The sequence below is a fragment of the Caulobacter segnis genome (genome assembly GCF_031454995.1).
In the GTDB taxonomy this organism is placed as follows: Bacteria; Pseudomonadota; Alphaproteobacteria; order Caulobacterales; family Caulobacteraceae; genus Caulobacter; species Caulobacter segnis_E.
In genome coordinates, this window is record NZ_JAVDRV010000002.1 from 193,578 (window position 1) to 214,250 (window position 20,673).

21 protein-coding genes, 1 tRNA gene and 3 pseudogenes are annotated in these 20,673 nt (G+C 68.4%); 14 read left to right on the forward strand and 11 right to left on the reverse strand.

The window, feature by feature from the left end:
- Window positions 1–2: 2 nt before the first annotated feature.
- Complete coding sequence (locus J2728_RS07120) at window positions 3–2,054, reverse strand: lytic transglycosylase domain-containing protein (protein ID WP_404979742.1); 2,052 nt, start codon at window positions 2,052–2,054, stop codon at window positions 3–5.
- 309 nt (window positions 2,055–2,363) lie between these two features.
- On the opposite strand from J2728_RS07120, the gene dapA reads away from it, so the two are divergent.
- Window positions 2,364–3,245 (forward strand): 4-hydroxy-tetrahydrodipicolinate synthase, encoded by an 882-nt coding sequence (gene dapA / locus J2728_RS07125; RefSeq protein WP_309997857.1) that lies wholly within the window; start codon window positions 2,364–2,366, stop codon window positions 3,243–3,245.
- Between the two features lie 2 nt (window positions 3,246–3,247).
- Entirely contained in the window at window positions 3,248–3,706 is a 459-nt protein-coding gene (gene smpB, locus J2728_RS07130) for an SsrA-binding protein SmpB (protein ID WP_309997858.1), read from the forward strand.
- A 25-nt stretch (window positions 3,707–3,731) separates the two neighbouring features.
- On the opposite strand, the gene J2728_RS07135 is transcribed toward smpB, so the two are convergent.
- The 3 genes and pseudogenes from J2728_RS07135 to J2728_RS07145 all read right to left on the reverse strand — a co-directional run.
- Window positions 3,732–3,860, reverse strand: a complete 129-nt coding sequence (locus J2728_RS07135) for a hypothetical protein (RefSeq protein WP_309997860.1) — start codon at window positions 3,858–3,860, stop codon at window positions 3,732–3,734.
- 234 nt (window positions 3,861–4,094) lie between these two features.
- Window positions 4,095–5,090, reverse strand: coding sequence for a DUF2891 domain-containing protein (locus J2728_RS07140; protein WP_309997862.1), 996 nt, complete (start codon window positions 5,088–5,090; stop codon window positions 4,095–4,097).
- Window positions 5,087–5,257 (reverse strand): annotated as a pseudogene (locus J2728_RS07145) (5-oxoproline transporter, DUF979 family subunit); the annotation flags it as partial. The gene J2728_RS07140 and the pseudogene J2728_RS07145, both read right to left, overlap by 4 nt.
- Before the next feature lie 94 nt (window positions 5,258–5,351).
- Here J2728_RS07145 and J2728_RS07150 point away from each other — a divergent pair.
- The 4 genes from J2728_RS07150 to J2728_RS07165 all read left to right on the forward strand — a co-directional run bounded on the left by J2728_RS07150 (window position 5,352) and on the right by J2728_RS07165 (window position 11,272).
- Entirely contained in the window at window positions 5,352–6,125 is a 774-nt protein-coding gene (locus tag J2728_RS07150; RefSeq protein WP_309997863.1) for a class II aldolase/adducin family protein, read from the forward strand.
- Window positions 6,126–6,223: 98 nt separating this feature from the next.
- Window positions 6,224–6,913 (forward strand): hypothetical protein, encoded by a 690-nt coding sequence (locus J2728_RS07155; protein WP_309997866.1) that lies wholly within the window; start codon window positions 6,224–6,226, stop codon window positions 6,911–6,913.
- Between the two features lie 115 nt (window positions 6,914–7,028).
- Window positions 7,029–8,135 carry an efflux RND transporter periplasmic adaptor subunit gene (locus J2728_RS07160; RefSeq protein WP_309997867.1) on the forward strand — a complete coding sequence of 369 codons (1,107 nt, stop codon included), beginning with the start codon at window positions 7,029–7,031 and terminating at the stop codon, window positions 8,133–8,135.
- On the forward strand, window positions 8,135–11,272 hold the full coding sequence (locus J2728_RS07165; protein WP_309997869.1) for an efflux RND transporter permease subunit: 3,138 nt from the start codon (window positions 8,135–8,137) through the stop codon (window positions 11,270–11,272). Before J2728_RS07160 ends, J2728_RS07165 begins: the two co-directional genes overlap by 1 nt.
- Window positions 11,273–11,287: 15 nt before the next feature.
- Here the strand turns inward: J2728_RS07165 and J2728_RS07170 are convergent, their stop codons facing one another.
- Together J2728_RS07170 and J2728_RS07175 are read right to left on the reverse strand one after the other, a co-directional pair.
- On the reverse strand, window positions 11,288–11,674 hold the full coding sequence (locus tag J2728_RS07170) for a nuclear transport factor 2-like protein (RefSeq protein WP_309997871.1): 387 nt from the start codon (window positions 11,672–11,674) through the stop codon (window positions 11,288–11,290).
- A gap of 2 nt (window positions 11,675–11,676) precedes the next feature.
- Window positions 11,677–12,183 (reverse strand): c-type cytochrome, encoded by a 507-nt coding sequence (locus J2728_RS07175; RefSeq protein ID WP_309997873.1) that lies wholly within the window; start codon window positions 12,181–12,183, stop codon window positions 11,677–11,679.
- A 270-nt stretch (window positions 12,184–12,453) separates the two neighbouring features.
- Between J2728_RS07175 and J2728_RS07180 the strand changes: the two genes are divergently transcribed.
- The 3 genes from J2728_RS07180 to J2728_RS07190 all read left to right on the forward strand — a co-directional run bounded on the left by J2728_RS07180 (window position 12,454) and on the right by J2728_RS07190 (window position 13,919).
- A complete protein-coding gene (locus J2728_RS07180; protein WP_309997874.1) occupies window positions 12,454–12,960 on the forward strand; it encodes a GcrA family cell cycle regulator in 507 nt (168 codons plus the stop codon).
- A gap of 53 nt (window positions 12,961–13,013) precedes the next feature.
- Window positions 13,014–13,229, forward strand: a complete 216-nt coding sequence (locus tag J2728_RS07185) for a hypothetical protein (RefSeq protein ID WP_309997876.1) — start codon at window positions 13,014–13,016, stop codon at window positions 13,227–13,229.
- A 162-nt stretch (window positions 13,230–13,391) separates the two neighbouring features.
- Entirely contained in the window at window positions 13,392–13,919 is a 528-nt protein-coding gene (locus tag J2728_RS07190; RefSeq protein ID WP_309997877.1) for a MarR family winged helix-turn-helix transcriptional regulator, read from the forward strand.
- A gap of 45 nt (window positions 13,920–13,964) precedes the next feature.
- Here J2728_RS07190 and arfB read toward each other — a convergent pair whose 3' ends face one another.
- The 3 genes from arfB to J2728_RS07205 all read right to left on the reverse strand — a co-directional run bounded on the left by arfB (window position 13,965) and on the right by J2728_RS07205 (window position 14,954).
- Window positions 13,965–14,390 carry an alternative ribosome rescue aminoacyl-tRNA hydrolase ArfB gene (gene arfB / locus J2728_RS07195; RefSeq protein ID WP_309997878.1) on the reverse strand — a complete coding sequence of 142 codons (426 nt, stop codon included), beginning with the start codon at window positions 14,388–14,390 and terminating at the stop codon, window positions 13,965–13,967.
- Window positions 14,387–14,857: a YaiI/YqxD family protein gene (locus tag J2728_RS07200; RefSeq protein WP_309997879.1), complete on the reverse strand. Its 471-nt coding sequence runs from the start codon at window positions 14,855–14,857 to the stop codon at window positions 14,387–14,389. Before J2728_RS07200 ends, arfB begins: the two co-directional genes overlap by 4 nt.
- Before the next feature lie 22 nt (window positions 14,858–14,879).
- Window positions 14,880–14,954: transfer RNA gene (locus tag J2728_RS07205), tRNA-Thr, on the reverse strand.
- Between the two features lie 335 nt (window positions 14,955–15,289).
- Between J2728_RS07205 and J2728_RS07210 the strand changes: the two are divergent.
- Together J2728_RS07210 and J2728_RS07215 are read left to right on the forward strand one after the other, a co-directional pair.
- A pseudogene (locus J2728_RS07210) lies at window positions 15,290–15,438 on the forward strand (hypothetical protein); the annotation flags it as partial.
- Window positions 15,439–15,554 (forward strand): annotated as a pseudogene (locus J2728_RS07215) (hypothetical protein); the annotation flags it as partial.
- A 267-nt stretch (window positions 15,555–15,821) separates the two neighbouring features.
- On the opposite strand, the gene amaB reads toward J2728_RS07215, so the two are convergent.
- Window positions 15,822–17,345, reverse strand: coding sequence for an L-piperidine-6-carboxylate dehydrogenase (gene amaB / locus J2728_RS07220; protein ID WP_309997880.1), 1,524 nt, complete (start codon window positions 17,343–17,345; stop codon window positions 15,822–15,824).
- Between the two features lie 102 nt (window positions 17,346–17,447).
- Here amaB and folD point away from each other — a divergent pair, with 102 nt between their 5' ends.
- Genes folD through J2728_RS07235 form a run of 3 tightly spaced genes read left to right on the forward strand, consistent with a single transcriptional unit; the run spans window position 17,448 to window position 20,129 of the window.
- Window positions 17,448–18,341, forward strand: a complete 894-nt coding sequence (folD, locus tag J2728_RS07225; protein WP_309997881.1) for a bifunctional methylenetetrahydrofolate dehydrogenase/methenyltetrahydrofolate cyclohydrolase FolD — start codon at window positions 17,448–17,450, stop codon at window positions 18,339–18,341.
- Complete coding sequence (locus tag J2728_RS07230) at window positions 18,341–18,703, forward strand: c-type cytochrome (RefSeq protein ID WP_309997882.1); 363 nt, start codon at window positions 18,341–18,343, stop codon at window positions 18,701–18,703. The genes folD and J2728_RS07230 overlap by 1 nt, the downstream gene beginning before the upstream one ends.
- 22 nt (window positions 18,704–18,725) lie before the next feature.
- The gene (locus J2728_RS07235) at window positions 18,726–20,129 is read left to right on the forward strand and encodes a D-arabinono-1,4-lactone oxidase (RefSeq protein WP_309997883.1); all 1,404 of its coding nucleotides are present in this window, start codon (window positions 18,726–18,728) and stop codon (window positions 20,127–20,129) included.
- Here J2728_RS07235 and J2728_RS07240 read toward each other — a convergent pair.
- Complete coding sequence (locus tag J2728_RS07240) at window positions 20,126–20,614, reverse strand: Hpt domain-containing protein (protein WP_309997884.1); 489 nt, start codon at window positions 20,612–20,614, stop codon at window positions 20,126–20,128. The two genes, J2728_RS07235 and J2728_RS07240, sit on opposite strands and share 4 nt — an antisense overlap.
- Between the last annotated feature and the right edge of the window lie 59 nt (window positions 20,615–20,673).

The window sequence follows — 20,673 nt, forward strand, 5'->3', positions numbered from 1 at the left end:
ACCTAGGGCTGGGCCGCCACCGTCTCGGCCGAGGCCACCGCCGCGCTATAGCTATAGCCGCCGCGCTTGAGTTCGCTGGAGAGCGTCAAGGGCGTGACGCCGCCGCCCAGTCTGGCGCGATAGACCATGGTCGTCTCCAGGGTCCGCATGACGTAGTTGCGCGTCTCCGAGAATGGAATGCACTCGATGAAATCGAGCGGGTCGGTGGTCGCGCCGCGCGGGTCGCCGCACTGATTCACCCAGCGGGCGGGACGGCCTGGGCCGGCGTTGTAGGCCGCGGCGGCCATGATGTACGAGCCGCTGAAATTGTTGACCATCTGGCCCAGGTAAACCGAGCCTAGGCGCATGTTGTACGACGCGTCGGACAGGCGATCGACCGAGTGGTCCTCGCCCAGTTTGCGCGCCACCAGCGAGGCCGTGGCCGGCATCAACTGCATCATGCCGCGCGCGCCGACGCCCGAGCGGGCCTCGGGGTCGAAATTGCTCTCTTGGCGCGAGATCGAATAGACGAACGCCGTCTCGGCCGCGCCGGGAACCGGGGTAAAGTGGTGGTCCAGCAGCGGATAGCCCCGCTCGGCAAGAATAATGCCCTTCTGGGCGGCGGCGCGGACCGCGCGCATGGCCAGGTCCTGATCGCCATAGCCGCGCGCCATGTCGACCAGCAGGGCGGTCTCCTGGGCGTTGGGCAGGATGTCGTCGATATAGAGCATCAGGCCGCGGAACTGGTCGCGCGCGCCGATGTCGGCGAGGATCCGCGCGGCGCGGACCTGCTCGCGGCTGTAGAAGCGGGCGCGATCGGCGGCGGTGATCACCGGATCGCGTTCAAGGCGAAGCTCCCGGAGCCCGGCCTTCTCGGCGGCCAGTTGGCCGTAGAAGGTGGTGATGTAGCGCGCGCCCTCGAAATAGAAGGCCTGGGCCGCGATCGGGTCGCCTTGCGCCTCGGCGGCGCGGCCTTGCCAATAGAGCGCTCTGCCCTTGGTGATCGGCGAGGCGCCGACGGCGGCGATCTGGGCGAAGTGGGCCGCGGCGGCGTCGGGGTTCCTCAGCCTCGAGAGCGCGATCCAGCCGGCGAAGAACTCCGACTCGGCGATCTCGGTGGGCGTCAGGGCGCGGGTGTTGCTGGCGGCGGCGTAGGCGCCGGCGTTGTCGCCGGACTGTAGGGCCGCGACGACCAGTTGCTTGCGCTCCTTCCAGATCGTCGCCGAGGCCTCTTCCGTCGGTGGCGCGGGGAAGTTCGCCACCATCGGCAGGGCCAGGGTCTCCATGCCCCTGCGGCGCAGATAGGCGGCGCGCTCGAACACCACGCCCGGCGAGTCCTGCAGGTCGGGCGTCAGGTTGTTGTAGAGGTCGTTGGCGTTGGCCGCGTTCTGACGATAGGCCATGCGCGTGCGGGCGGCCGCCTGTTGCGTCTCCGACAACATCGAAACGATCTCGCGCGCGGCGGGGCCCTGCTGGCCGTACAGCAGGATGTCGGCGCGGCGGACGTAGTCGTCGGGCGTGAGCAGGGCGCCGAAGCGCGCGATCATCGCGCGCTGGGCGTCGGCCTCGAACACCGTGTCGCGGAAGGCGCGGCGGATCAGGTCCGTCGCGGCCTGCTGGCGGCCGGTCGCCTGCAGGGCGCTGGCCAGGGTCATGACGCCTTCCGCCGTCGCCGGCTGGGCGCCGCCGAACCAGGCGACGATACGCGCGGGATCCAGGCCCGAGGTCGCCAAGGCGCGCTCGGTCGCGGCGTCGCGCCGCGCGCCACGCGGCCAGCCGACCAACTCGCGGCGGGCCGAGTCGAGATCATAGAAGCCCAGCGCCTCGGCGTTGCTGTCGACCAAGGCCCAAAGGGCGATCTTGCGGGCCACGGGATCGCTCAGGCTGGCCATCGCCGCGCGCGTTCCGGAGACATCACCGCGCTTGGCGGAGGACAGAGCCGTCCGCAGGTTGGCGGCGTCGGTGTCGGAGACGGAGCTCGCGCCGGCGCTGATCGACGAGCCGACGAGATCGGGCGCGGCCGTCTGGGCGTCCGCGACGCCGCAAACGGCGACAATGCAGGCTCCTCCGAGCATGACACGGCGCAGAACTGAAGCCAAAACGCACTCCTCAACCAGGCTCCGGACAAGAGCCTCGACCACGCCGCAGCCGGATACGCGCTGGCGACAGGGGTCTCTTCGAATCGCAAATCCGGGTCCGAAACAAGATCAGGCCGGATTATGTTTAAAGGAGGGTTGGCGGGACTTGACCCGAGGGCCTGGTCCGATCAAACCGCTCCAGCCTCGACGCGCCCGGTTGCGGGACGGCGGGGCAGGGACATATTGTCCGCCTCCTTCGTCCTGCCGCAACCGACGCGGCGCCATTCTCACGGCAATTTGCAAGTCATGGTCCATTCCCCGTTCAAGGGCGTCATTCCTGCCCTCGTCACGCCGTTCAAGGACGGGGAGGTCGACGAGAAAGCCTTCGTGGCGCTGGTGGAGCGTCAGATCGCGGGCGGCGTCCATGGCCTGGTGCCGGTCGGCACCACCGGCGAGACCTCGACCCTGTCGCACGAAGAGCACATGCGGGTCGTCGAACTGTGCGTGAAGACCGCCGCCGGCCGCGTTCCGGTGATCGCGGGCGCGGGCAGCAACTCGACCGACGAGGCCATCATGCTGGTCCGTCACGCCAAGACCGTCGGCGCCGACGCCGCCCTGGTGGTGACGCCCTACTACAACCGTCCCAGTCAGGAAGGCCTCTATCGCCACTACGCGGCGATCAACGACGCCGTCCAGCTGCCGGTGTTCGTCTACAACGTGCCGGGCCGCACGGGCGTCGACATCTCCAACGAGACCCTGGCGCGCCTGTCCAAGCTGCCCAACATCGTCGGCATCAAGGACGCCACCGGCGACCTGACCCGCATCAGCATGCAGCGCCTGATGTGCGGCGAGGACTGGGTCATGCTGTCGGGCGACGATCCGACCGCGCTGGGCTACATGGCGCACGGTGGCCACGGCGTGATCTCGGTCACCGCCAATGTCGCGCCGGACGCCTGCGCCGCCTTCATGAACGCCTGCCTGCAAGGGCAATGGGAGACCGGCCTCTACTGGCAGGACCGCCTGGTGCGCCTGCACAAGGCCCTGTTCCTGGATTCCTCGCCGGCCCCGACCAAGTTCGCCCTGTCGCACCTGGGCCTGTGCGCGGAAGACGTCCGTCTGCCGATCGCGCCCTGCGCCGAGGCGGTGCGTCCGACGATCCTGGACGCCATGCGCGAGGCGGGTCTCTGACCATGGTCAAGCCGATCGCGGAAAATCGGCGCGCGCGCTACGACTACTTCATCGAGGAGACGTTCGAGGCGGGCATCATGCTGACCGGCACCGAGGTGAAGAGCCTGCGGACCGGGCGGGCGAACATCGCCGAGTCCTACGCCTCGGTCGAAGGGCGCGAGATCGTGCTGATCAACGCCGACATCCCGCCCTACGGCCACGCCAACCGCTTCAACCACGAGCCGCGCCGCCACCGGAAGCTGCTGCTGCATCGCAAGCAGATCGACAAGCTGATCGGCGCGGTGCAGCGCGAGGGGCGCACCCTCATTCCGATCAAGCTCTATTGGAACGACAAGGGCCTGGCGAAGCTGGAAGTGGGTCTGGCCAAGGGCAAGAAGCTGCACGACAAGCGCGAGACCGAAGCCAATCGCGACTGGCAGCGCGACAAGGCGCGCCTGATGAAGGGCGATCGCGGCGACTAAGGCGCGCCGCGGAGTTGGTCCGGGGTCAGACTAGGCCGGCCAACAGCAGGAAACCGAGCGCCATGCCGAGGCCGAAGCCGGCGACGCTGGCGACAAGATAGCGGCGGACATCCCCCCGGACGTCCGCTGGGACCTCTGTACGCGTCTGGGCCATCTGAAATCCGCTCCCCCCACGCCGACAGGGCGTGACGAATCAATCCATGATTCAGTCTTAGCGTGACTTTAGTCGGATGAATCTGGGTCAATACGCGGGCGCGACAATTGTTCGCGGCATGGCCGGCGGCATTGGCTCTATGGGTGCTGGTCCACGGCGACATGTGTTTGGAAGAATTCGAGCTGTTGTCAGCGCTGTCAAATGATCATCTGGCGTTGATTATTGCTCGACTGCCTATCCGTTCTCTAGCGCCAGCAGCGCGAAGGTCGCCAGCCAGTGTTCGCCCATGTAGTCGGCGGAAATGTGCGGGATCGCGGCGGCCAGATGATTCACCGCGGCGCTGATCGCATGAGGTTTGGCGGGGTCGGCTTCAGACATCGCGCTGGCCAAGGTCCGCCAACACCAGGCCCGCGATAGGTTCAGGCCGTCGAGGTGGGCGATCTTGCCGTCGGTGCGGTCGCTGACCCGCGCCGGCGTGAACAGCGTCGCCGGCTGCTTGCGGGCCAGGTCGGGCAGGAAGCGCGGGAACCACAGCTCGAAGCGCTCGGGCGGCAGCAGCCGGCGCATGGCCTCGGCCTCGATCAGGGCGGGCGACAGGAAGTCGTCGCCCGACGGCTCCCACGCCTGGCAGGCGGCGTCCTCGCCGTACCAGACCAGGGCGCGGTTGCGCATCAGCTCGTATAACCCCTGGTCGCCCGTCATCTCGGCGTACTCGTAGGCCAGCACCAGGGCGAAGGCGGTATTGTAGTGGGTCCCGGCCCGGACCGGATAATCGGCGATCGGCAGGAAAGCCTCGAAGCGGGCCTTGAACGCCAGTGCCAACGGGGCGTGGGCCTTGGCCCAGGGGCGGTCGTGACGCAGCAGCTCGGCCTGCAACATCAGGCTCCACGCCCAGCCATAGGGACGCTCGAAGCCCCGGCTTTCGGGGCGCGCCAAATAGGCTAGCTCTCCGGCGACTTTTTCCTCGGTGAAGGCGTCGTCGAACAGGGCGATGATGGTGTCGGCCTCGGGCATCTCGGGACGCAGGCGCAGCAGGGTCGCCAGCAGCCAATATCCGTGCACGCACGAGTGCCAGTCGAAGCTGCCGAAGAAGATCGGATGCAGGTCGCGCGGGGCGCGGACGTCCTCCGGCCCGGCCATGACGTGGTCCAGCTTGTTCGGATACTCGCGGGTCAGATGCCCGAGCGCGATCCGGGCGAACCGCGAAGCCGTGGCGCGGGCGAGGCTCATGGGCGGCCGGCGTGGAAGGCGAGGGCGTTCATAGGGATCACATTGACGATCAGCATCAGGACCGCCGTCGGCGCCTGGGCGCGGATCACGGCGTAGCGGTCCTTCAACTGCAACAGGGCGGCCGGCACAAGGTTGAAATTGGCCGCGAACGGAGTCCGTGGCGAGCCCTTGGGGCCGAACCGCGCTCGCGAGGTTGGGCTTGACGCCCTGGCGCCTCGGCGCGACGCTCAAGTCAACAACGATAACCTACGGGAGGCACCCATGGCCGACGGCTCACAGCCGATTACATCCCTGAAGGGCAAGGTCAGCGACGCCGAGTGGCAGGCGCGCGTGGATCTGGCGGCGCTTTACCGCCTGGTCGCCCTGCACGGGTGGGACGACATGATCTTCACCCACATCTCGGCCCGCATTCCGGGACCCGAGCACCATTTCCTGATCAACCCCTACGGCATGTTCTTCGGCGAGATGACCGCCTCGTGCCTGGTGAAGGTCGATCTGGAGGGAAATATCGTCGACAAGACGCCGTACTTCATCAATCCGGCGGGCTTCACGATCCACTCAGCCGTCCACGCCGCGCGGGAAGATGCCCACTATGTGATGCATTTGCACTCCGACCAGGGCGTGGCGGTGTCCGCGCACCGCGAAGGGCTGCTTCCCTTGACGCAACACGCGCTAATCGTCTTGCCTCAACTCGCCTATCACGACTATGAAGGCATTGCTCTCAACTTGGACGAGCGGGAACGGATCGTGTCCGATCTCGGCGACAAGAAGCTGATGATGCTGCGCAACCACGGCACCTTGTCCGTGGGCGCCACCGCGGCCGAGTGCTGGTTGGGGATGTTCTTCCTGGAGCGGGCGTGCGCGCAGCAGGTGATGGCTCTGTCGGTCGGACGCGACAACGTCCTTCTGGCGCCCGAGGCGGCGCGCGACGAGGTGCGTCGTCAGGTCGGCATGGGGATGGGAATGATCGGCGGCTTGGCCTGGCCGGGCTGCCTCAGGACGTTGGACCGCGAGCTACCCGGCTACGCCGAGTAGCCTCGGCTCACGGGGCTTCGAAGGCCGTCGCGGTCCTTGGGATCGCGACGGCTTTTTCGTGCCTGGTCGGGGCGCGAGCCCTGGCCGGCGCCTGGCCGATGGAGCCGGGCCGAACCCAGGCGATTTTCAAGTACGAGCGCGCCACGGCCGATCAGGGCTACGATCCGAACGCGAACCTGGTCGCGATCGACGGGCGGCGGGACGAGACGCTGTCGGTGTTCGTCGAGCGAGGCCTGACGCCGCGCCTGACCTTCCAGGCCAAGGCCGGCGCGACTCGAGGCCATGACCGCTGGGTCTCCTATTCCGGCCGGGGACCGATCGAGGCGGGGCTCCGCTGGACCGCGCAGCGCGATCCCCGGTCATCGCTTGCCGTTTATCTGGGCGCCGGCGAGGCGGGGGTGGGGCGCAACGCCGGCTACGCCGCGCCAGGAAAGGGCGGTCTCGACCTGGAGGCGCGCGTTCTCTACGGCCGCTCGGCCCCATGGCGCGGGCGCGAGGTCTTCATCGACGTGGAGGCCGCGCGGCTCAAGCGCCGTGGTCTGACGGATGAAACACGCCTGGACGCGACCCTTGGCCTGAGACCCGCCAAAGCCTGGCTGGTCTTGGCTCAGGTCTATGCCGGACGGGCCCATCGCGACGGACCGGACGCGCGCTGGGTGAAGGCCGAAATCTCGGCGGCGCGGGCCTTCGGCGACTGGAGCGTCCAGGCCGGGTGGCGCGATACGGTCTCAGGCCGGGACACCGCTCGTGACCGCGGGGGCGTTCTGGCCCTGTGGCGTCGCTTCTAGCTTGTTTCAGGCTTGCAACAGTCAGTCATCCGCCTGTCACTGGACGCCGCTTTAGCCTGCGGTCATATCTCGCCGCACCTATAACTTCGCCGTTCTTGGCGCCCGGAGCCGTTCGTTGATCCGCAGGCACTTCTTCCTCGTCGTGGCCCTGGTCGCCGTCGTTCTGATGCTGGTCGTCGGCGGGGCGAAGCTCGCCTTCGGCGGCAAGGAGAAGCAGGCTGGCGGCGGCGCCGGCGGACGCGCGACTCCCGTTTCCCAACTGGTGGTCGGGCAGCGTCCGTTCACGGATCGCATCGAGGTGCTCGGCGTCGCCAAGGGACGCCAGTCGGTCACCATCACGTCGAACACCGCCGAGCTGATCACCGCCGTTCATTTCTCGGACGGCCAGACCGTGTCGCGCGGACAGGTTCTGGTCGAGCTGAAGGCAGACCAGGAGAACGCCGGCATTTCCGAGGCGCGCGCCCGCCTGGCCCAGGCCGAGCGCGACTATCAGCGCTGGAAGACCCTGGCGGACAAGGGCATCGCCCCGCGCGCCACGGCCGAGCAGTATTTGGCCTCGCTGGAGACGGCGCGGGCCGTGGTCGGCTCGGCCCAGGCGCAAAAGCTGGATCGTGTGATCCGCGCGCCGTTCTCGGGCAAGGTCGGCATCTCCGACATCGCTCCTGGCACGCTGATCAGCCCCGGGACGGCGATCGTCACCCTGGATGACGTGTCGGTGATCCGCGTCGATTTCTCGATTCCCGACCGGTATCTGACGACCCTGCGCGTGGGCCTGCCGATCACCGCCAAGCCGGACGCCTTGCCGGGCGAAACGTTCCAGGGGCGCATCGCCCAGATCGACACCCGCATCGACCCGGCCACCCGGGCGATCAAGGCGCGCGCCGAGTTCCCGAATTCCGACGGCCGCCTGCGGCCGGGCATGCTGGTCAAGGTCGCGATCGACCAGGGCGTGAGGACTTCGGTCGCCGTGCCCGAGGCGGCTGTCCAGTTCGAGGGAACCCAGGCCTCCGCCTTCGTGATCGCCAAAGGGCCCAAGGGCCAGGTCGCGCGCCGGACCAATGTCGAGACCGGCCTCAATCAAGGCGGTTTTGTCGAGATCCGCTCCGGACTGAAGCCGGGCGACAAGGTCGTCGCGGATGGCCTCAATCGGGTCCAGGACGGCGCGCCGGTTAACGCGGGCCAGGGCAAGCCGGGCGCCGGCGGCGAGCGCAAGGCCCGCTGATGATCTCCGACCTTTCCGTTCGTCGTCCGGTATTCGCCGCCGTCGCGGCGATCATCCTGTGCGTCATCGGCCTGGCCGCCTTCACCGGCCTGCCCATCCGCGAACTGCCGAACGTCGACCCGCCGGTCGTTTCGGTGTCGACCAGCTATCGCGGCGCCTCGGCCGAGGTCATCGAAGAGCGCATCACCCAGGTGATCGAGCGCCAGGTGGCTGGCATCCAAGGCATCGACCGGGTGAACTCGTCCTCGCGGGACGGTCGCTCGCAGATCAACATCACCTTCACCCTGGATCGCGACCTGGACGACGCGGCGAACGACGTCCGCGACGCGGTCAGCCGCGTCGCGTCGAACCTGCCCGACCAGGCCGACCCGCCGCAGATCGCCAAGGCCAACGCCGACAGCTCGCCGATCATCATCCTGAACCTGACCTCGTCGACCCTGTCGCCGCTGGAGTTGGCCGACTACGCCGACCGCTATCTGGTCGAGCGGCTGTCCACCGTTCCCGGCGTGGCCCAGGCCGGCATGAACGGCCAGCTCTACGCGATGCGCATCTGGCTCAATCCGGACGCCATGGCCGCGCGCGGCGTGACGGTGGATGACGTCGAGGCCGCGCTGAACAACGAGAACGTCGAGCTGCCCGCCGGTTCGCTGGAAAGCTCGGCCCGGGACTTCACGATCCGCGTGAGCCGCGCCTATTCGACGGCCGCGGACTTCGCCCTGCTGCCGGTGCGCGCCGCCGACGCCAACGGGTTCGTGGTCCGCCTGGGCGAGATCGCCCGGGTGGAGGAGGGCGCCGACGAGCGCCGCAAGATCTTCCGCGGCAACGGCCAGAACCAGGTGGGCATCTTCCTCACCCGTCAGTCGCAGGCCAACGACGTGGCGATTTCCAAGGTGGTGGACGAGGAAGTCAAAGCCATCAACCAGACGCTGCCGCCCGGCACCCAGCTGATCAAGGCGGTCGACAACTCGATCTTCACCGCCGAGGCGATCCACGAGGTCTGGATCACCATGGGCATTTCGGTGGCCCTGGTCGCCCTGGTGAACCTGCTCTTCCTGGGCAGCTGGCGCTCGGCCCTGATCCCGTCGATCGTCGCCCCGATCTGCATTCTCTCGACCTTCATCATCCTGGCGCCCCTCGGCTTCTCGCTGAACCTCCTGACGCTGCTGGCCCTGGTGCTGGCGGTCGGCCTGGTGGTCGACGACGCCATCGTCGTGGTCGAGAACATCCAACGCCGGGTGGACGAGGGCGAACCCGCGCCCGTGGCGGCCCTGCGCGGCACGCGGCAGGTGTTCTTCGCCGTCGTGGCCACCACCATCGTGCTGATCTCGGTGTTCGCCCCGCTGATGTTCCTGCCGGGCTATACCGGCCGGCTGTTCGTGGAGCTGGCCGTGGCGATCGCCGCCGCCGTCGGCTTCTCGGCGCTTCTGGCCTTCACCCTGTCGCCGATGCTGGCGTCCAAGCTGCTGAAGCCCGCCCATGGCGAAGGGTGGCTGGCGCGTCGCGTGGACTTCGCGATGGACAAGCTGCGCGACAGCTATCGCAACTCGCTGGAGGCCCTGCTGGGCGCGAAAGCGGCGGGCTGGGCCACCGGGCTGGTGGTTCTGATCCTGGCGGGCGCGGCGACGGGGCTTTTCCTGGCCCTGCCCAAGGAAATGGTGCCGGCCGAGGACCGCGGCCGCGTCGACGTCTCGATCAGCGGCCCGGAAGGGGCGGGTTTCGACTACACCTCCAAGATCGCCGATCAGGTCGAGAAGGAGCTGGCCAAGTACCGCGCCGAGGGCGTGGCCGACCGGACGATCATCGCCGTGCCGCGATTTGGCCAAAGCCAGTTCAATACCGGCAACGGCGTGCTGGTTCTCAAGGGTTGGGGCGAGCGCGACAAGACGGCCGATGAAGTGGCGGCCGAATTGAACAAGTCGCTCAGCAAGATCACGGGCGCCCGGGCCGTGGCCTCGGTGCGCGGGGCGTTTCAGCGCGGCGGCGGTGGCGGCGGCGGCACCAATGTCGACCTGATCGCCGTCGGCAATGACTATGTGCAGCTGGCCAAATGGCTTGAGCCGATCCTGGCCGCCGCTCAGGAAAACCCAGGCTTCTCGCGCCCCCGGATCGACTATGAGCCGACGTCGCCGCGTCTGTCGGTGCAGATCGATCGCGACAAGGCCGCCAGCCTGGGCGTCTCGACCCAGTCGATCGGCCGCGCGCTCGAGACCATGTTCGGCTCGCGCCGCGCCACCACCTACATCAAGAACGGCCAGGAATACGACGTCATCCTGCAGTCCGAGCTCGAGCAGCGCCGCAGCATCGACAACCTCAACCAGCTGCAGGTCCGCACCAAGGCCGGGACCCTGGTGCCGCTGTCGACGGTGGTCACCACGCAGTTGCGGGGCGACACGCCCGACCGTCCGCGCGTGGACCGCCTGCGTTCCGTCACGCTGACGGCCCAGCTCTCGCCCGGCTTCACCGTCGAGGAGGCCGTCAGCTTCCTGCAGGCCCAGGCCGACGCCCATCCGACGCCCGGCGTCAGCATCAAGTGGGGTGGGCAGGCCAAGGACTATCTGGAAGCTTCCGGCGCGGTCGGCATCGCCTTCGGGTTCGCGCTGCTGCTGGTCTTCTTGGTGCTGGCGGCGCAGTTCGAAAGCTGGATCCACCCGGCCGTCATCATGCTGACCGTGCCCCTGGCGGTGCTAGGCGGACTGTTTGGCCTGCTGGTGATGGGCTCGACCATCAACACCTACAGCCAGATCGGCCTGATCATCCTGGTGGGGATCGCCGCCAAGAACGGCATCCTGATCGTCGAGTTCGCCAACCAGCTGCGCGACGAAGGCCTGAAGATCCGGGAGGCGGTCATCGAGGCCGCCGCGCTGCGCCTGCGTCCGATCGTCATGACCTCGATCGCCACGGCCATGGGCGCTCTGCCGCTGATGCTTTGGAAGGGCGCGGGCGCCGGCAGCCGTCAGACCATCGGCTCGGTGATCTTCATGGGCGCGATCGTCGCCACCCTGCTGACGCTGTTCGTGGTGCCGGTCTTCTACAACCTGCTGGCGCGCTTCACGAAGTCGCCGGAATGGATGGCCCGCCGGATCGAGGAGTACGAGGCCCAGGAGAGGGGCGAGGGCGACGGAACGACGCCCGCCTAGGGCTCGCGAAAGGCGTCAGCGGGCTCGCGACGGAGGGCGATCGATCTCGAGGAGCTCGAGGCGCCAGAAAAGGTCGTCGCGAAGCGTATAGCGGTGCCGGACCATGAGGTCCGACCACAGCTTTCCGGCCAGGTTCCAGACCACCTGGTTGGCGAGGACGACGATGCGGCCTTCGTCGTCGATGTCCGTCTTGACCGGCGCCATCTCCACGCGAAGGGCGCGGTCATTGTAGGCCCAGTAGTCGCGGACCGCCTCGGGGCTATCCAGAAGGCCGCCACGCGTTACGTCCGGCCATTCCAGCCGCGGGTGGACCATGGCGCGAAACGCCTCGTAGTCGCGCCGCTGGTTGGCGTCGTAGAGACGCTCGACCCGCGCCTGGATGTCGGGTGGAGCCGGTCTCATGGTCACGGCGCCGGTTTGTAGCCCGTCTCGACCTTCAGATAGGCGATCAGGTCCACCCGGTCCTTCGGGTCCTTGAGGCCGGCGAAGGTCATCTTGGTGCCCGGCATGAAGCCGCGCGGATCGGCCAGCCACTTGTCCAGGTGCTCGGCGTCCCAGGTGAAGCCGGCCGCCTTCACGGCGTCGGAATAGCTGTAGCCGGCCTTGGCGCCCACCTTGCGGCCGAAGACGCCGTAGAGGTTGGGGCCGGTCATGTCCGGGCCGCCCTCGGTGATCGTGTGGCACGAACGGCAGAGAGCGAACTTGCTCTGACCGTTGGCCAGGTCGCCGGTGTTGTAGGGCGCGGGCAGGGCCGCGAGGGCCGCGGCCTTCTCGGCGTCGGTCGGGATGGCCGCCGCGGGCGCCGAAGCCGGCGCGTCGGCCGGCGCTTCGGAGGAGCTGCCCCCGTCCTTCGAACAGGCGACGAGCGTGACGGCGAGGACGGCGAAGGCGGTCGTTTTCAGCGTACGCATGAGGGTTCCCGACTGACGTTTCGTCGCGGGCTCCGCGGCGCCACGACGCATTCCAAAACCTTATAAAATCTGGGCCCCGGCCTTGTCACCTAACAAGGGTCCCTAAAGGTCAAGCCTGCGACAATTGGCGATATCTATGTGATTCTCTAAGTGAAAAGTGAAATCGCAAACCGTGGGTTCGCACATAACCATTTGACGCTCGTTAACCATAAATCTTACCCATTTTCTCACGGAGCGGGCTGGCTCCGGGCAGGGCTGGAAAACAAGATCATGGACTGGAGCGAAGAACGCACGGCGACCCTCAAGAAGCTGTGGCTCGAGGGCCTCAGCGCGAGCCAGGTCGCGCGGCAACTGGGCGGCGTCAGCCGCAGCGCGGTGATCGGCAAGGTCCACCGCCTGGGCATCACGGTCCGCGAGACTCCGGTCCGACAGCGCGCCTCGTCCATCCGCGTGCCCTCGCGCATGGCCTCCCGTCAGCGCCCCGCCCGCGAGGCGACGACCGCGGCCCGTCAGGTTCCGACGTTCGAGCGTGTCGAGGAAGACCTGCTGCCGACCTCCGGCATCCTGGGCCTGGGCGCCCACTCCTGCCGCTGGCCGATCGGCCATCCCGACAGCGAGGACTTCGGCTTCTGCGGCCGTCCCAAGGTCAGCGCCCGCGGCTCCTATTGCGAGCAGCACAGCCAGGGCGCCTTCCGCCGGGTCGGCTCGAGCCAAGCCCTCGAAGCCTGGGCCCTGAAGGGCGTCAACGACAAGCGCGTCCAGCCCACCCTGGGCTGAGCTCGATCCGCCGCATCCCACATTCCCTCACGCACGATCGCCGAGACAATCCCATGAACATGGTCCTGATCGAGAACGCCGCCGGCAGCAGCCAAGTGATCACCATCATCGAGGAGTTCGCCGGCCATTCGGTGTCGCGCGACCTCAATCCCGGTGACCACGCCGAGATCCCGGTCACCCAGTTCAAGTCGATCACCGTGCGCGAAACCTATCCCGACGATTGGCTGACCCGCGGCCGCAACCGCAACCGCGCCGCGATCGACGCCTGACCGTCGACGGCCGTGTTGAGGGGGCAAATTCTCGCTTAAATTGAACGAGATCACCCCGCGAAGCCTTTCGCGGGGTTTTTCGTTTCCCTTACGGTCGCGCTGATTGCATGGCCGTTAACCTTATGACAGACAGAGCGCCGCTTTGTGGGGGGCGAAACGATTATGCGTGAGGGGGAAGAGCACGCGGCGCTGGTAGAAGACCATGCGCTGCCGTTGCCGAGTTACCTGAGCTATCTGCTTTACCAGACCGAGCAGCACCGGCGCGCCGTGGCGGCCGATCTACTGGCCCGACACGGTCTGACCTTCGCCAAATGGGTGGCGATGATTTCGCTGCGCCGGTTCGGCGATCTGTCGATGACCCGCCTGGCCAAGCTCTCGGCGACCGACCGCACGACCCTGACCCGCTCGATCGACAGCCTGATCGTCGATGGCCTGGTGTCGCGCGAAACCTCGTCCGCCGACCGACGCATTGTCGTCATCCGCCTGACCCAGACGGGCCGCGCCCTGTTGGCGACGATCCGCGGCGAGATCCGTCCGCTGAACCACGACATCTGCGCCAGGCTGACGCCCGAGGAGCAGACGGCCATGGCCCGCGCCCTGCAGAAGATGCTGGGCGGGCTGATCGCCGAGCCGGACTGGAAGGACGATGTCCTGGCGTTCAGCGCGCCCGCGCCGGTGGGCGCGGCCTAGAGCGTGTTGTCAGGCCTGGATGGTTCCATCGAAACCAGACAGGCCCTAGTCGTCGAACTTCACCCGCCCGCGGCCTGACTTCACGGTCCCGCGCTTGGCCTTGCCCTCCAGGCGCTTGAGCTTGCTGGAATAGGTCGGCTTGGTCGCCTTGCGGGGCTTGGGCTTTTCGGTCGCGCGGCGGATCAGGTCCACCAGGCGCGCCTGGGCGTCCTGGCGGTTCATCTCCTGCGAGCGCGAGCCTTGGGCGAACAGGATCAGCACGCCGTCCTGGGTCAGCCGGCTGCCAGCCAGCTTTTCCAGCCGCGCCTTGACCTCCTCGGGCAGGGACGGGGAGTTCCTGACATCGAAGCGCAGCTCCAGCGCCGTGGAGGTCTTGTTGACGTGCTGGCCGCCGGGCCCCGAGGCGCGCGTCGCCTTCCAGACCAGCTCGTCCTCGTCGATCCGCAGCCAGGAGGTGATCTCCAGCGTCATGGGCGTCGCGGCGGGACCGCGCGCTTGGCCTTGACCACCAGCTGGTCCAGCGCCTGCAGGAAGCGCGAGCGGTCGGCGTTGGCGAAGGCGGCGGGCCCCTTGGTGACCTCGCCCATCGAGCGCAGGTGCTCGCCGATCGAGCGCGAGGCCAACGCGACGCCGATCGTGTCGTGGGTGAACACCCGTCCGTTCGGCGCCACCGCCGCGCCGCCGGCCTTCAGCACTCGGTCGGCGAGGGGAATGTCGTTGGTCACCACCACGTCGCCCGGCCCGCAGCGCTCGGCGATCCAGTCGTCGGCGACGTCGGGGCCGGCGTCGACCACGATCTGCTCGATCACGGGCGTCAGCGGCACGCGGATCCAGCTGTTGGACACCACGAAGGTCTTGAACCCGTGCCGGGCGGCGACCTTGTAGGCCTCGTCCTTCACGGGGCAGGCGTCGGCGTCGATGAAGAGCGTGGCGGTCATCGCGCGACCCGGGGAAAGAGAGTGGTGCCGGCTGAGGGGATCGAACCCCCGACCTTCGGTTTACAAAACCGCTGCACTACCGCTGTGCTAAGCCGGCATGGGCCCCAAGGACCCGAGGTCAGGGCTTATGCCGTTTGCCGGCGCGGACGGCAAGTGGGGCCCATGCTCGTCGAGGAACGGGAATAGAATCCCTCTCTCTTTGAGAGAGGGAGGGGCCCGCGCCGTCAGGCGTGGGAGGGTGAGAGGTGACGAGAACAGCCGAGGAATCCCCGCCGTTTCAGCGACTTGTCGTCCTTGCCCTGTCCGGAAAGGGTGAAGCCTCTCCCCCTCCCATGCTTCGCATGGGCCCCTCCCTCTCTCGAAGAGAGAGGGATTTGACGGGCGTTCGACGAGCGTTCGCGCGAGTTTATCCACCCCTCCAAAACCTGCCGTATTCTCTACCCACCTCGTCGCGAGGAAAGGGCGCATGGCCAGCGACCATCGTGGCGGCGGGGGGCGATCGAGCGGGGGCAGGTTCGAGGGGGATACTCGGACGGTCCGGGGATCTGGTTGCTGGCCAGACCCGCCCGCCGCTGGCGTGGTTGGAGGCGAAGGGATGTGTCTTAGCCTGTAGTGGCTCGTCCTCTCCGACCGCTGGGTCACCGGGAAACCGGAAGCCCAGGTCCCGGTAAGGCCTGAACAGGGCCACCCGACGGGAGGCTGGCGGATAACGGTCGCGCGGAGCGTCGGGCTTCGTCGAAACGGTATCTACAAACTCACACTCCGGACGATGTCCGGCGCTCCGCGACCCTTTCCATCCCTTCAGCGAGCGATCGCGTGAAGCGGCGGAGGCGTGTCCGAAATCCTCCCCCCAGCGGGGGAGGTGGTCCGAAGGACGGGAGGGGGAAGTCCTGCTGACCTTGCTTCTTCCCCCTCCGTCGTCTCTTCGAGCCGACACCTCCCCCGCTAGGGGGAGGATTTGGGGTTACAAATCGAACCGCACCCCCTGGGCCAGCGGCAGGGCCCCGGAATAGTTCACGGTCGCGGTCTGGCGGCGCATGTACTGCTTCCAGCTGTCGGAGCCGCTCTCGCGGCCGCCGCCGGTCTCCTTCTCGCCGCCGAACGCGCCGCCGATCTCGGCGCCAGAGGGGCCGATATTGACGTTGGCGATGCCGCAGTCGCTGCCGGCGGCCGACAGGAAGGCCTCGGCCTCGCGGACGTCGTTGGTCATCACGCAGGAGGAAAGGCCCTGGGGGACGTCATTCTGGATCGCCACCGCCTCCTCGAACGCGGCGTACGGAACGACGTGCAACAGAGGGGCGAAGGTCTCACGTTGCATGCACGGCGCGGGCGCGGGCAGGCGGGCCAGGGCCGGGCGGACGTAGAAGGCCTCGGGCCATTGGTCGGCCAGCAGGCGCTCGCCGCCGCTGACGATCCCGCCCTCGGTTCGCACCGCGTCCATCGCCGCGATGAAGGCCTCATAGGCCGCCCGGTCGATCAGTGGGCCGAGCAAGGTCTTGGCCTCGCGCGGATCGCCGACCGGCAGGCGCTGGAAGGCGGTCTCGACGGCGTCGGAGACCTTGTCGACCAGGCTCTCGTGGACGATCAGCCGGCGCAGGGAGGTGCAGCGCTGGCCGGCGGTGCCGGCGGCCGAGAAGACGATGGCGCGCAGGGCCAAGGAGAGGTCCGCCGACGGCGTGACGATCATGGCGTTGTTGCCGCCCAGCTCCAGGATCGAGCGGCCGAAGCGCTCGGCGACCACGGGGGCGAGGGCCTTGCCCATGCGGGTCGAGCCGGTGGCGCTGACCAGCGGGATGCGAGGATCGCGGGCCAGCCGCTCGCCGGCGTCGCGGCCGCCCTGGACCACGCTGGCCAGACCCTCGGGCGCGTCGCCGAAGCGGGCGAGGGCGCGCTGCAGGATGGCGTGGGTGGCCAGGGCCGTCAGCGGCGTTTTCTCCGATGGCTTCCAGATCACCGGATCGCCGCAGACCAAGGCCAGGCAGGCGTTCCAGGCCCAGACGGCGACCGGGAAGTTGAAGGCGCTGATCACGGCGACGGGGCCCAGCGGATGCCAGGTCTCGCGCATGGCGTGGCCCGGGCGCTCCGAGGCGATGGTCAGGCCGTGCAGCTGGCGCGACAGGCCCACGGCGAAGTCGCAGATGTCGATCATCTCCTGGACCTCGCCGGCCGCCTCGGAGGCGATCTTGCCGGCCTCCAGAGTGACGAGGGCGGCCAGATCGGCCTTGGCGGCGCGCAGCTCCTCGCCGAACAGACGCACCAGCTCGCCGCGACGCGGGGCGGGGACGACGCGCCAGGCGTCGAAGGCGCGGCGGGCGGCGGCGACCTTGGCCTCGATCTCGCGGGCGTCGTCGAAGGCGACGTGGGTCAGGATCGAGCCGTCGATCGGGCCGCGCACGGGCTGGCCGGCGTCGGCGGGGCGGGCCGGAACGCCCAGCTTGTCCAAGAGGTCGCGGGCGTGGGCGGCGGGAGTCGGGAAGGACTGGGTCATGCCTCTGGAAAACGCTCCCCGCGGGTTCGGGTCAAGCCCTTGGCGGCGGCGTTGCGCGGCGCGCTTCGAGCGGCTAGGGACGGGTCAAGCAGGAGAACCCCCATGGCGCAGGCTAAACTCATCGACGGCAAGGCTTTCGCGGCCGATCTGCGGGCCAAGATCGCCGAGGACGTGGCCGAGCTGAAGGCCAAGCATGGCGTGACGCCGGGACTGGCCGTCGTGCTGGTCGGCGAGGACCCCGCCAGCCAGGTCTATGTCCGCAACAAGGGCGAGCAGACCGAAGCGGCCGGCATGTACTCCGAGACCCACCGCCTGCCGGCCGACACGACCCAGGACGAGCTTCTGGCGGTCGTCGCCAAGCTGAACGCCGATCCCAAGATCCACGGCGTGCTGGTCCAGTTCCCGGTGCCGCCGCACATCAGCCAGATGGACGTCGTGGCCGCCCTGTCGCCGGACAAGGACGTCGACGGCCTGACCGTGACCAACGCCGGGCGCCTGGCCAGCGGCCTGCCGGCCCTGACGCCCTGCACGCCGCTGGGCTGCATGATGCTGCTGAAGGACACGCTGGGCGATCTGTCCGGCAAGAGCGCCGTGGTCATCGGCCGCTCGAACCTGATGGGCAAGCCGATGGCCCAGATGCTGCTGGCGGCCGACTGCACCGTGACCATCGCCCACTCGCGCTCCAAGGACCTGCCGGGGATCGTGCGCCAGGCCGACATCGTCGTGGCCGCCGTGGGGCGGGCCGAGATGGTCAAGGCCGACTGGGTCAAGCCGGGCGCGACCGTGATCGACGTCGGCATCACCCGCTATCCGGCGCGCGACCCCGCGGCCGCGGCGGCGGGCAAGACCCGCCTTGTCGGCGACGTCGCCTTCGACGAGGTTAAGGAGGTCGCCGGCGCGATCACGCCGGTTCCGGGGGGCGTCGGACCCATGACCATCGCGTGCTTGTTGGCCAACACGCTGACGGCGGCCAAGCGCCTGTCGGGGATCGCCTGATGAAGCGGGGCGTCGCGCTGGCCGTCTCCGCCCTGATCCTGACCGCGTGCGGGCCCAAGACGCCGCCGCCGCCGCCGACGCCCGAGCAGGCCCTGGCGCTGCGTCCGGCCGACGCGCGCCTGGCCGCGCTCTACGAAACCTCTTGTCGCGCGTGTCACGCCATGCCGGAGACGGGCGCTCCGATGGTGCATGATCGGGCCGCCTGGGACCCGCGCTGGAAGCAGGGCGAGGCCGTGCTGCTGGACCACACGATCCAAGGCTTCAACGCCATGCCGGCGACCGGCCAATGCGCGACTTGCGCGCCGGACGATTTCAAGGCCCTCATACGGTTCATGGCGGGGCGCGAAGACTCCGCGACGTAACAAACAACAAGCGGGCGGAAACATGATCTCCAGGCGTGGGGCCCTGATCGCGGGGGGAACGGGCGTGGCCGTGGCCGCTGGCGGCGCGGCCGCCTACAAGGTCGCCACCGGAGACAAGCCCGAACCGCCTTCGCCGCCCTCGGTCAACGCCGATGGCAAGCTGCTCTGGCGCAACTGGTCGGGCATCCAGAACGCCTATCCCGCCGCCCGCCTGGCGCCCAAGGACGAGGGCGAACTGGCCCTGGCCCTCAAGACCGCGCCCGCGCCGATCCGCCCCGTCGGCTCGGGTCACTCCTTCACGGCGCTGGCGCCCACGACCGGGGCGCTGGTCTCGCTCGACGCCATGGCCGGGATCGTTGGCTGGGAGGGCGACCAGGCGATCGTGCGCACCGGCACGCGGCTCGGCGCCCTGGGGCCGATGCTGGCCGAGAAGGGCCGGGCGCTGCCGAACCTGCCCGACATCAACAAGCAGTCGCTGGGTGGAGCTCTGGGCACGGCCACCCACGGCACGGGGGTGAACATCCCGGCGATGCATGGCGACGTCACCGGCCTGCGCCTCGTCACCCCGTCGGGCCAGGAGATCGACGCCGACGCGGACAACAATCCCGAGATCTTCCAGGCCGCCCGCGTCTCGCTGGGCGCGCTGGGGGTCATCAGCCAGGTGCGGATCAAGACCAGCGCCAACCGCCGCCTGCGCCGCCGCGTCTGGCTGGAGCCCTTCGAGGAGGCGCTGGCCAATGCCGAGGCCCGCTGGGCCCAGCATCGCAACTTCGAGTTCTACGCCGTGCCGTTCACGGGCCTCGCGGCCAACATCAGCCACGACGAGACCGACGATCCGGCCCTGCCGCGCGGTCCCGACCAGGACACCGAGTTCCTTGAGGCGCTGAAGGGGCTGCGCAACCTGCTGGGCTTCGCGACGCCCGTCCGCAAGGCCGCGGCCAAGGCGCTGCTGTCGACCGCCAAGCCCGAGACGGCCGTCGACGAGGGCTGGAAGCTGCTGTCGACCGAGCGGCCGGTGCGCTTCAACGAGATGGAGTTCCACCTGCCGGTCGAGAACCAGCTGAAGGCGCTGGAAGAGGTGGTCCGGGCCATCGAGAAGGAGCGCCCCGACGTCTTCTTCCCGATCGAGGCGCGGCGCATCGCGCCCGATGACGCCTGGCTGTCGCCGTTCCAGGGCGGAACGCGCGGTTCGGTGGCGGTGCACGCCTACTACCGCGACGACTTCAGCTTCCTCTACAGCCTGGTGGAGCCGATCTTCCGCCGCTACGAGGGGCGGCCGCACTGGGGCAAGCTGCACACGCTGCGGGGGCAGCAGCTGGCGGCTCTATACCCGCGCTGGAACGATTTCCTGGCCGTGCGCCAGGAACTGGATCCGGAGGGCCGGATGCTCAACCCGTATCTGAGGGGCTTGTTTGGGCTGACCTAGGCCGCGGAGCCGAGATACTCGGCCACGCGCGTTTCCAGCTCCGTGACGAGCGGGCGGCCGACCGGGTGGGTGTCGACCCGAATGTCGTCACGGACGCAGGCCTTGATCGCGTCGATGTGGGCGTCGACCAGGAACATCGGCGCCGACAGGCGCGTCGCCGGATCGTCGATCAGCTTGCACAGCGAGGCCGACAGGCGCGTGATCAACGGGAACTCGTAGGTCGCGCCCAGGCCCTTCAGGTCGTGAGCGCGCAGGTACAGGGTCTCGACCGTTTCGGCGTTAAGGCCCTCGGTGCGGACGGCCTGGCGGGCGGCCTCCAGCTTGACGATCTCGTCGTCCAGCCATTGGGCGAAGTTGCCCGACAGGCTCTTCAGCGCGGCCTCGGCCTTGGCGATCGCGGCCATGTCGATGCCGCCACGCCCGCCCACCTTGAGCTTCAGCATGTTCGGCACCTGGATCACCTCGGCGGTGGTCTTATTCGTCACGATCGCCTCCCCAGCGGCGGATACTCGGATGACGTTACTATAGCAGGCGTTAACATTGA

Bases quoted from the DNA above. Each gene is read 5' to 3' on its own strand.
- J2728_RS07200 (WP_309997879.1), bottom strand. From the start codon at position 14,857: ATGACCGCCACGCTCTTCATCGACGCCGACGCCTGCCCCGTGAAGGAC.
- J2728_RS07190 (WP_309997877.1), top strand. From the start codon at position 13,392: ATGCGTGAGGGGGAAGAGCACGCGGCGCTGGTAGAAGACCATGCGCTG.
- amaB (WP_309997880.1), bottom strand. From the start codon at position 17,345: ATGACCCAGTCCTTCCCGACTCCCGCCGCCCACGCCCGCGACCTCTTG.
- J2728_RS07120 (WP_404979742.1), bottom strand. From the start codon at position 2,054: ATGCTCGGAGGAGCCTGCATTGTCGCCGTTTGCGGCGTCGCGGACGCC.
- J2728_RS07235 (WP_309997883.1), top strand. From the start codon at position 18,726: ATGATCTCCAGGCGTGGGGCCCTGATCGCGGGGGGAACGGGCGTGGCC.
- dapA (WP_309997857.1), top strand. From the start codon at position 2,364: ATGGTCCATTCCCCGTTCAAGGGCGTCATTCCTGCCCTCGTCACGCCG.
- arfB (WP_309997878.1), bottom strand. From the start codon at position 14,390: ATGACGCTGGAGATCACCTCCTGGCTGCGGATCGACGAGGACGAGCTG.
- J2728_RS07175 (WP_309997873.1), bottom strand. From the start codon at position 12,183: ATGCGTACGCTGAAAACGACCGCCTTCGCCGTCCTCGCCGTCACGCTC.
- J2728_RS07185 (WP_309997876.1), top strand. From the start codon at position 13,014: ATGAACATGGTCCTGATCGAGAACGCCGCCGGCAGCAGCCAAGTGATC.
- J2728_RS07150 (WP_309997863.1), top strand. From the start codon at position 5,352: ATGGCCGACGGCTCACAGCCGATTACATCCCTGAAGGGCAAGGTCAGC.
- J2728_RS07135 (WP_309997860.1), bottom strand. From the start codon at position 3,860: ATGGCCCAGACGCGTACAGAGGTCCCAGCGGACGTCCGGGGGGATGTC.
- J2728_RS07180 (WP_309997874.1), top strand. From the start codon at position 12,454: ATGGACTGGAGCGAAGAACGCACGGCGACCCTCAAGAAGCTGTGGCTC.
- folD (WP_309997881.1), top strand. From the start codon at position 17,448: ATGGCGCAGGCTAAACTCATCGACGGCAAGGCTTTCGCGGCCGATCTG.
- J2728_RS07165 (WP_309997869.1), top strand. From the start codon at position 8,135: ATGATCTCCGACCTTTCCGTTCGTCGTCCGGTATTCGCCGCCGTCGCG.
- J2728_RS07230 (WP_309997882.1), top strand. From the start codon at position 18,341: ATGAAGCGGGGCGTCGCGCTGGCCGTCTCCGCCCTGATCCTGACCGCG.
- J2728_RS07155 (WP_309997866.1), top strand. From the start codon at position 6,224: ATGGAGCCGGGCCGAACCCAGGCGATTTTCAAGTACGAGCGCGCCACG.
- smpB (WP_309997858.1), top strand. From the start codon at position 3,248: ATGGTCAAGCCGATCGCGGAAAATCGGCGCGCGCGCTACGACTACTTC.
- J2728_RS07170 (WP_309997871.1), bottom strand. From the start codon at position 11,674: ATGAGACCGGCTCCACCCGACATCCAGGCGCGGGTCGAGCGTCTCTAC.
- J2728_RS07140 (WP_309997862.1), bottom strand. From the start codon at position 5,090: ATGAGCCTCGCCCGCGCCACGGCTTCGCGGTTCGCCCGGATCGCGCTC.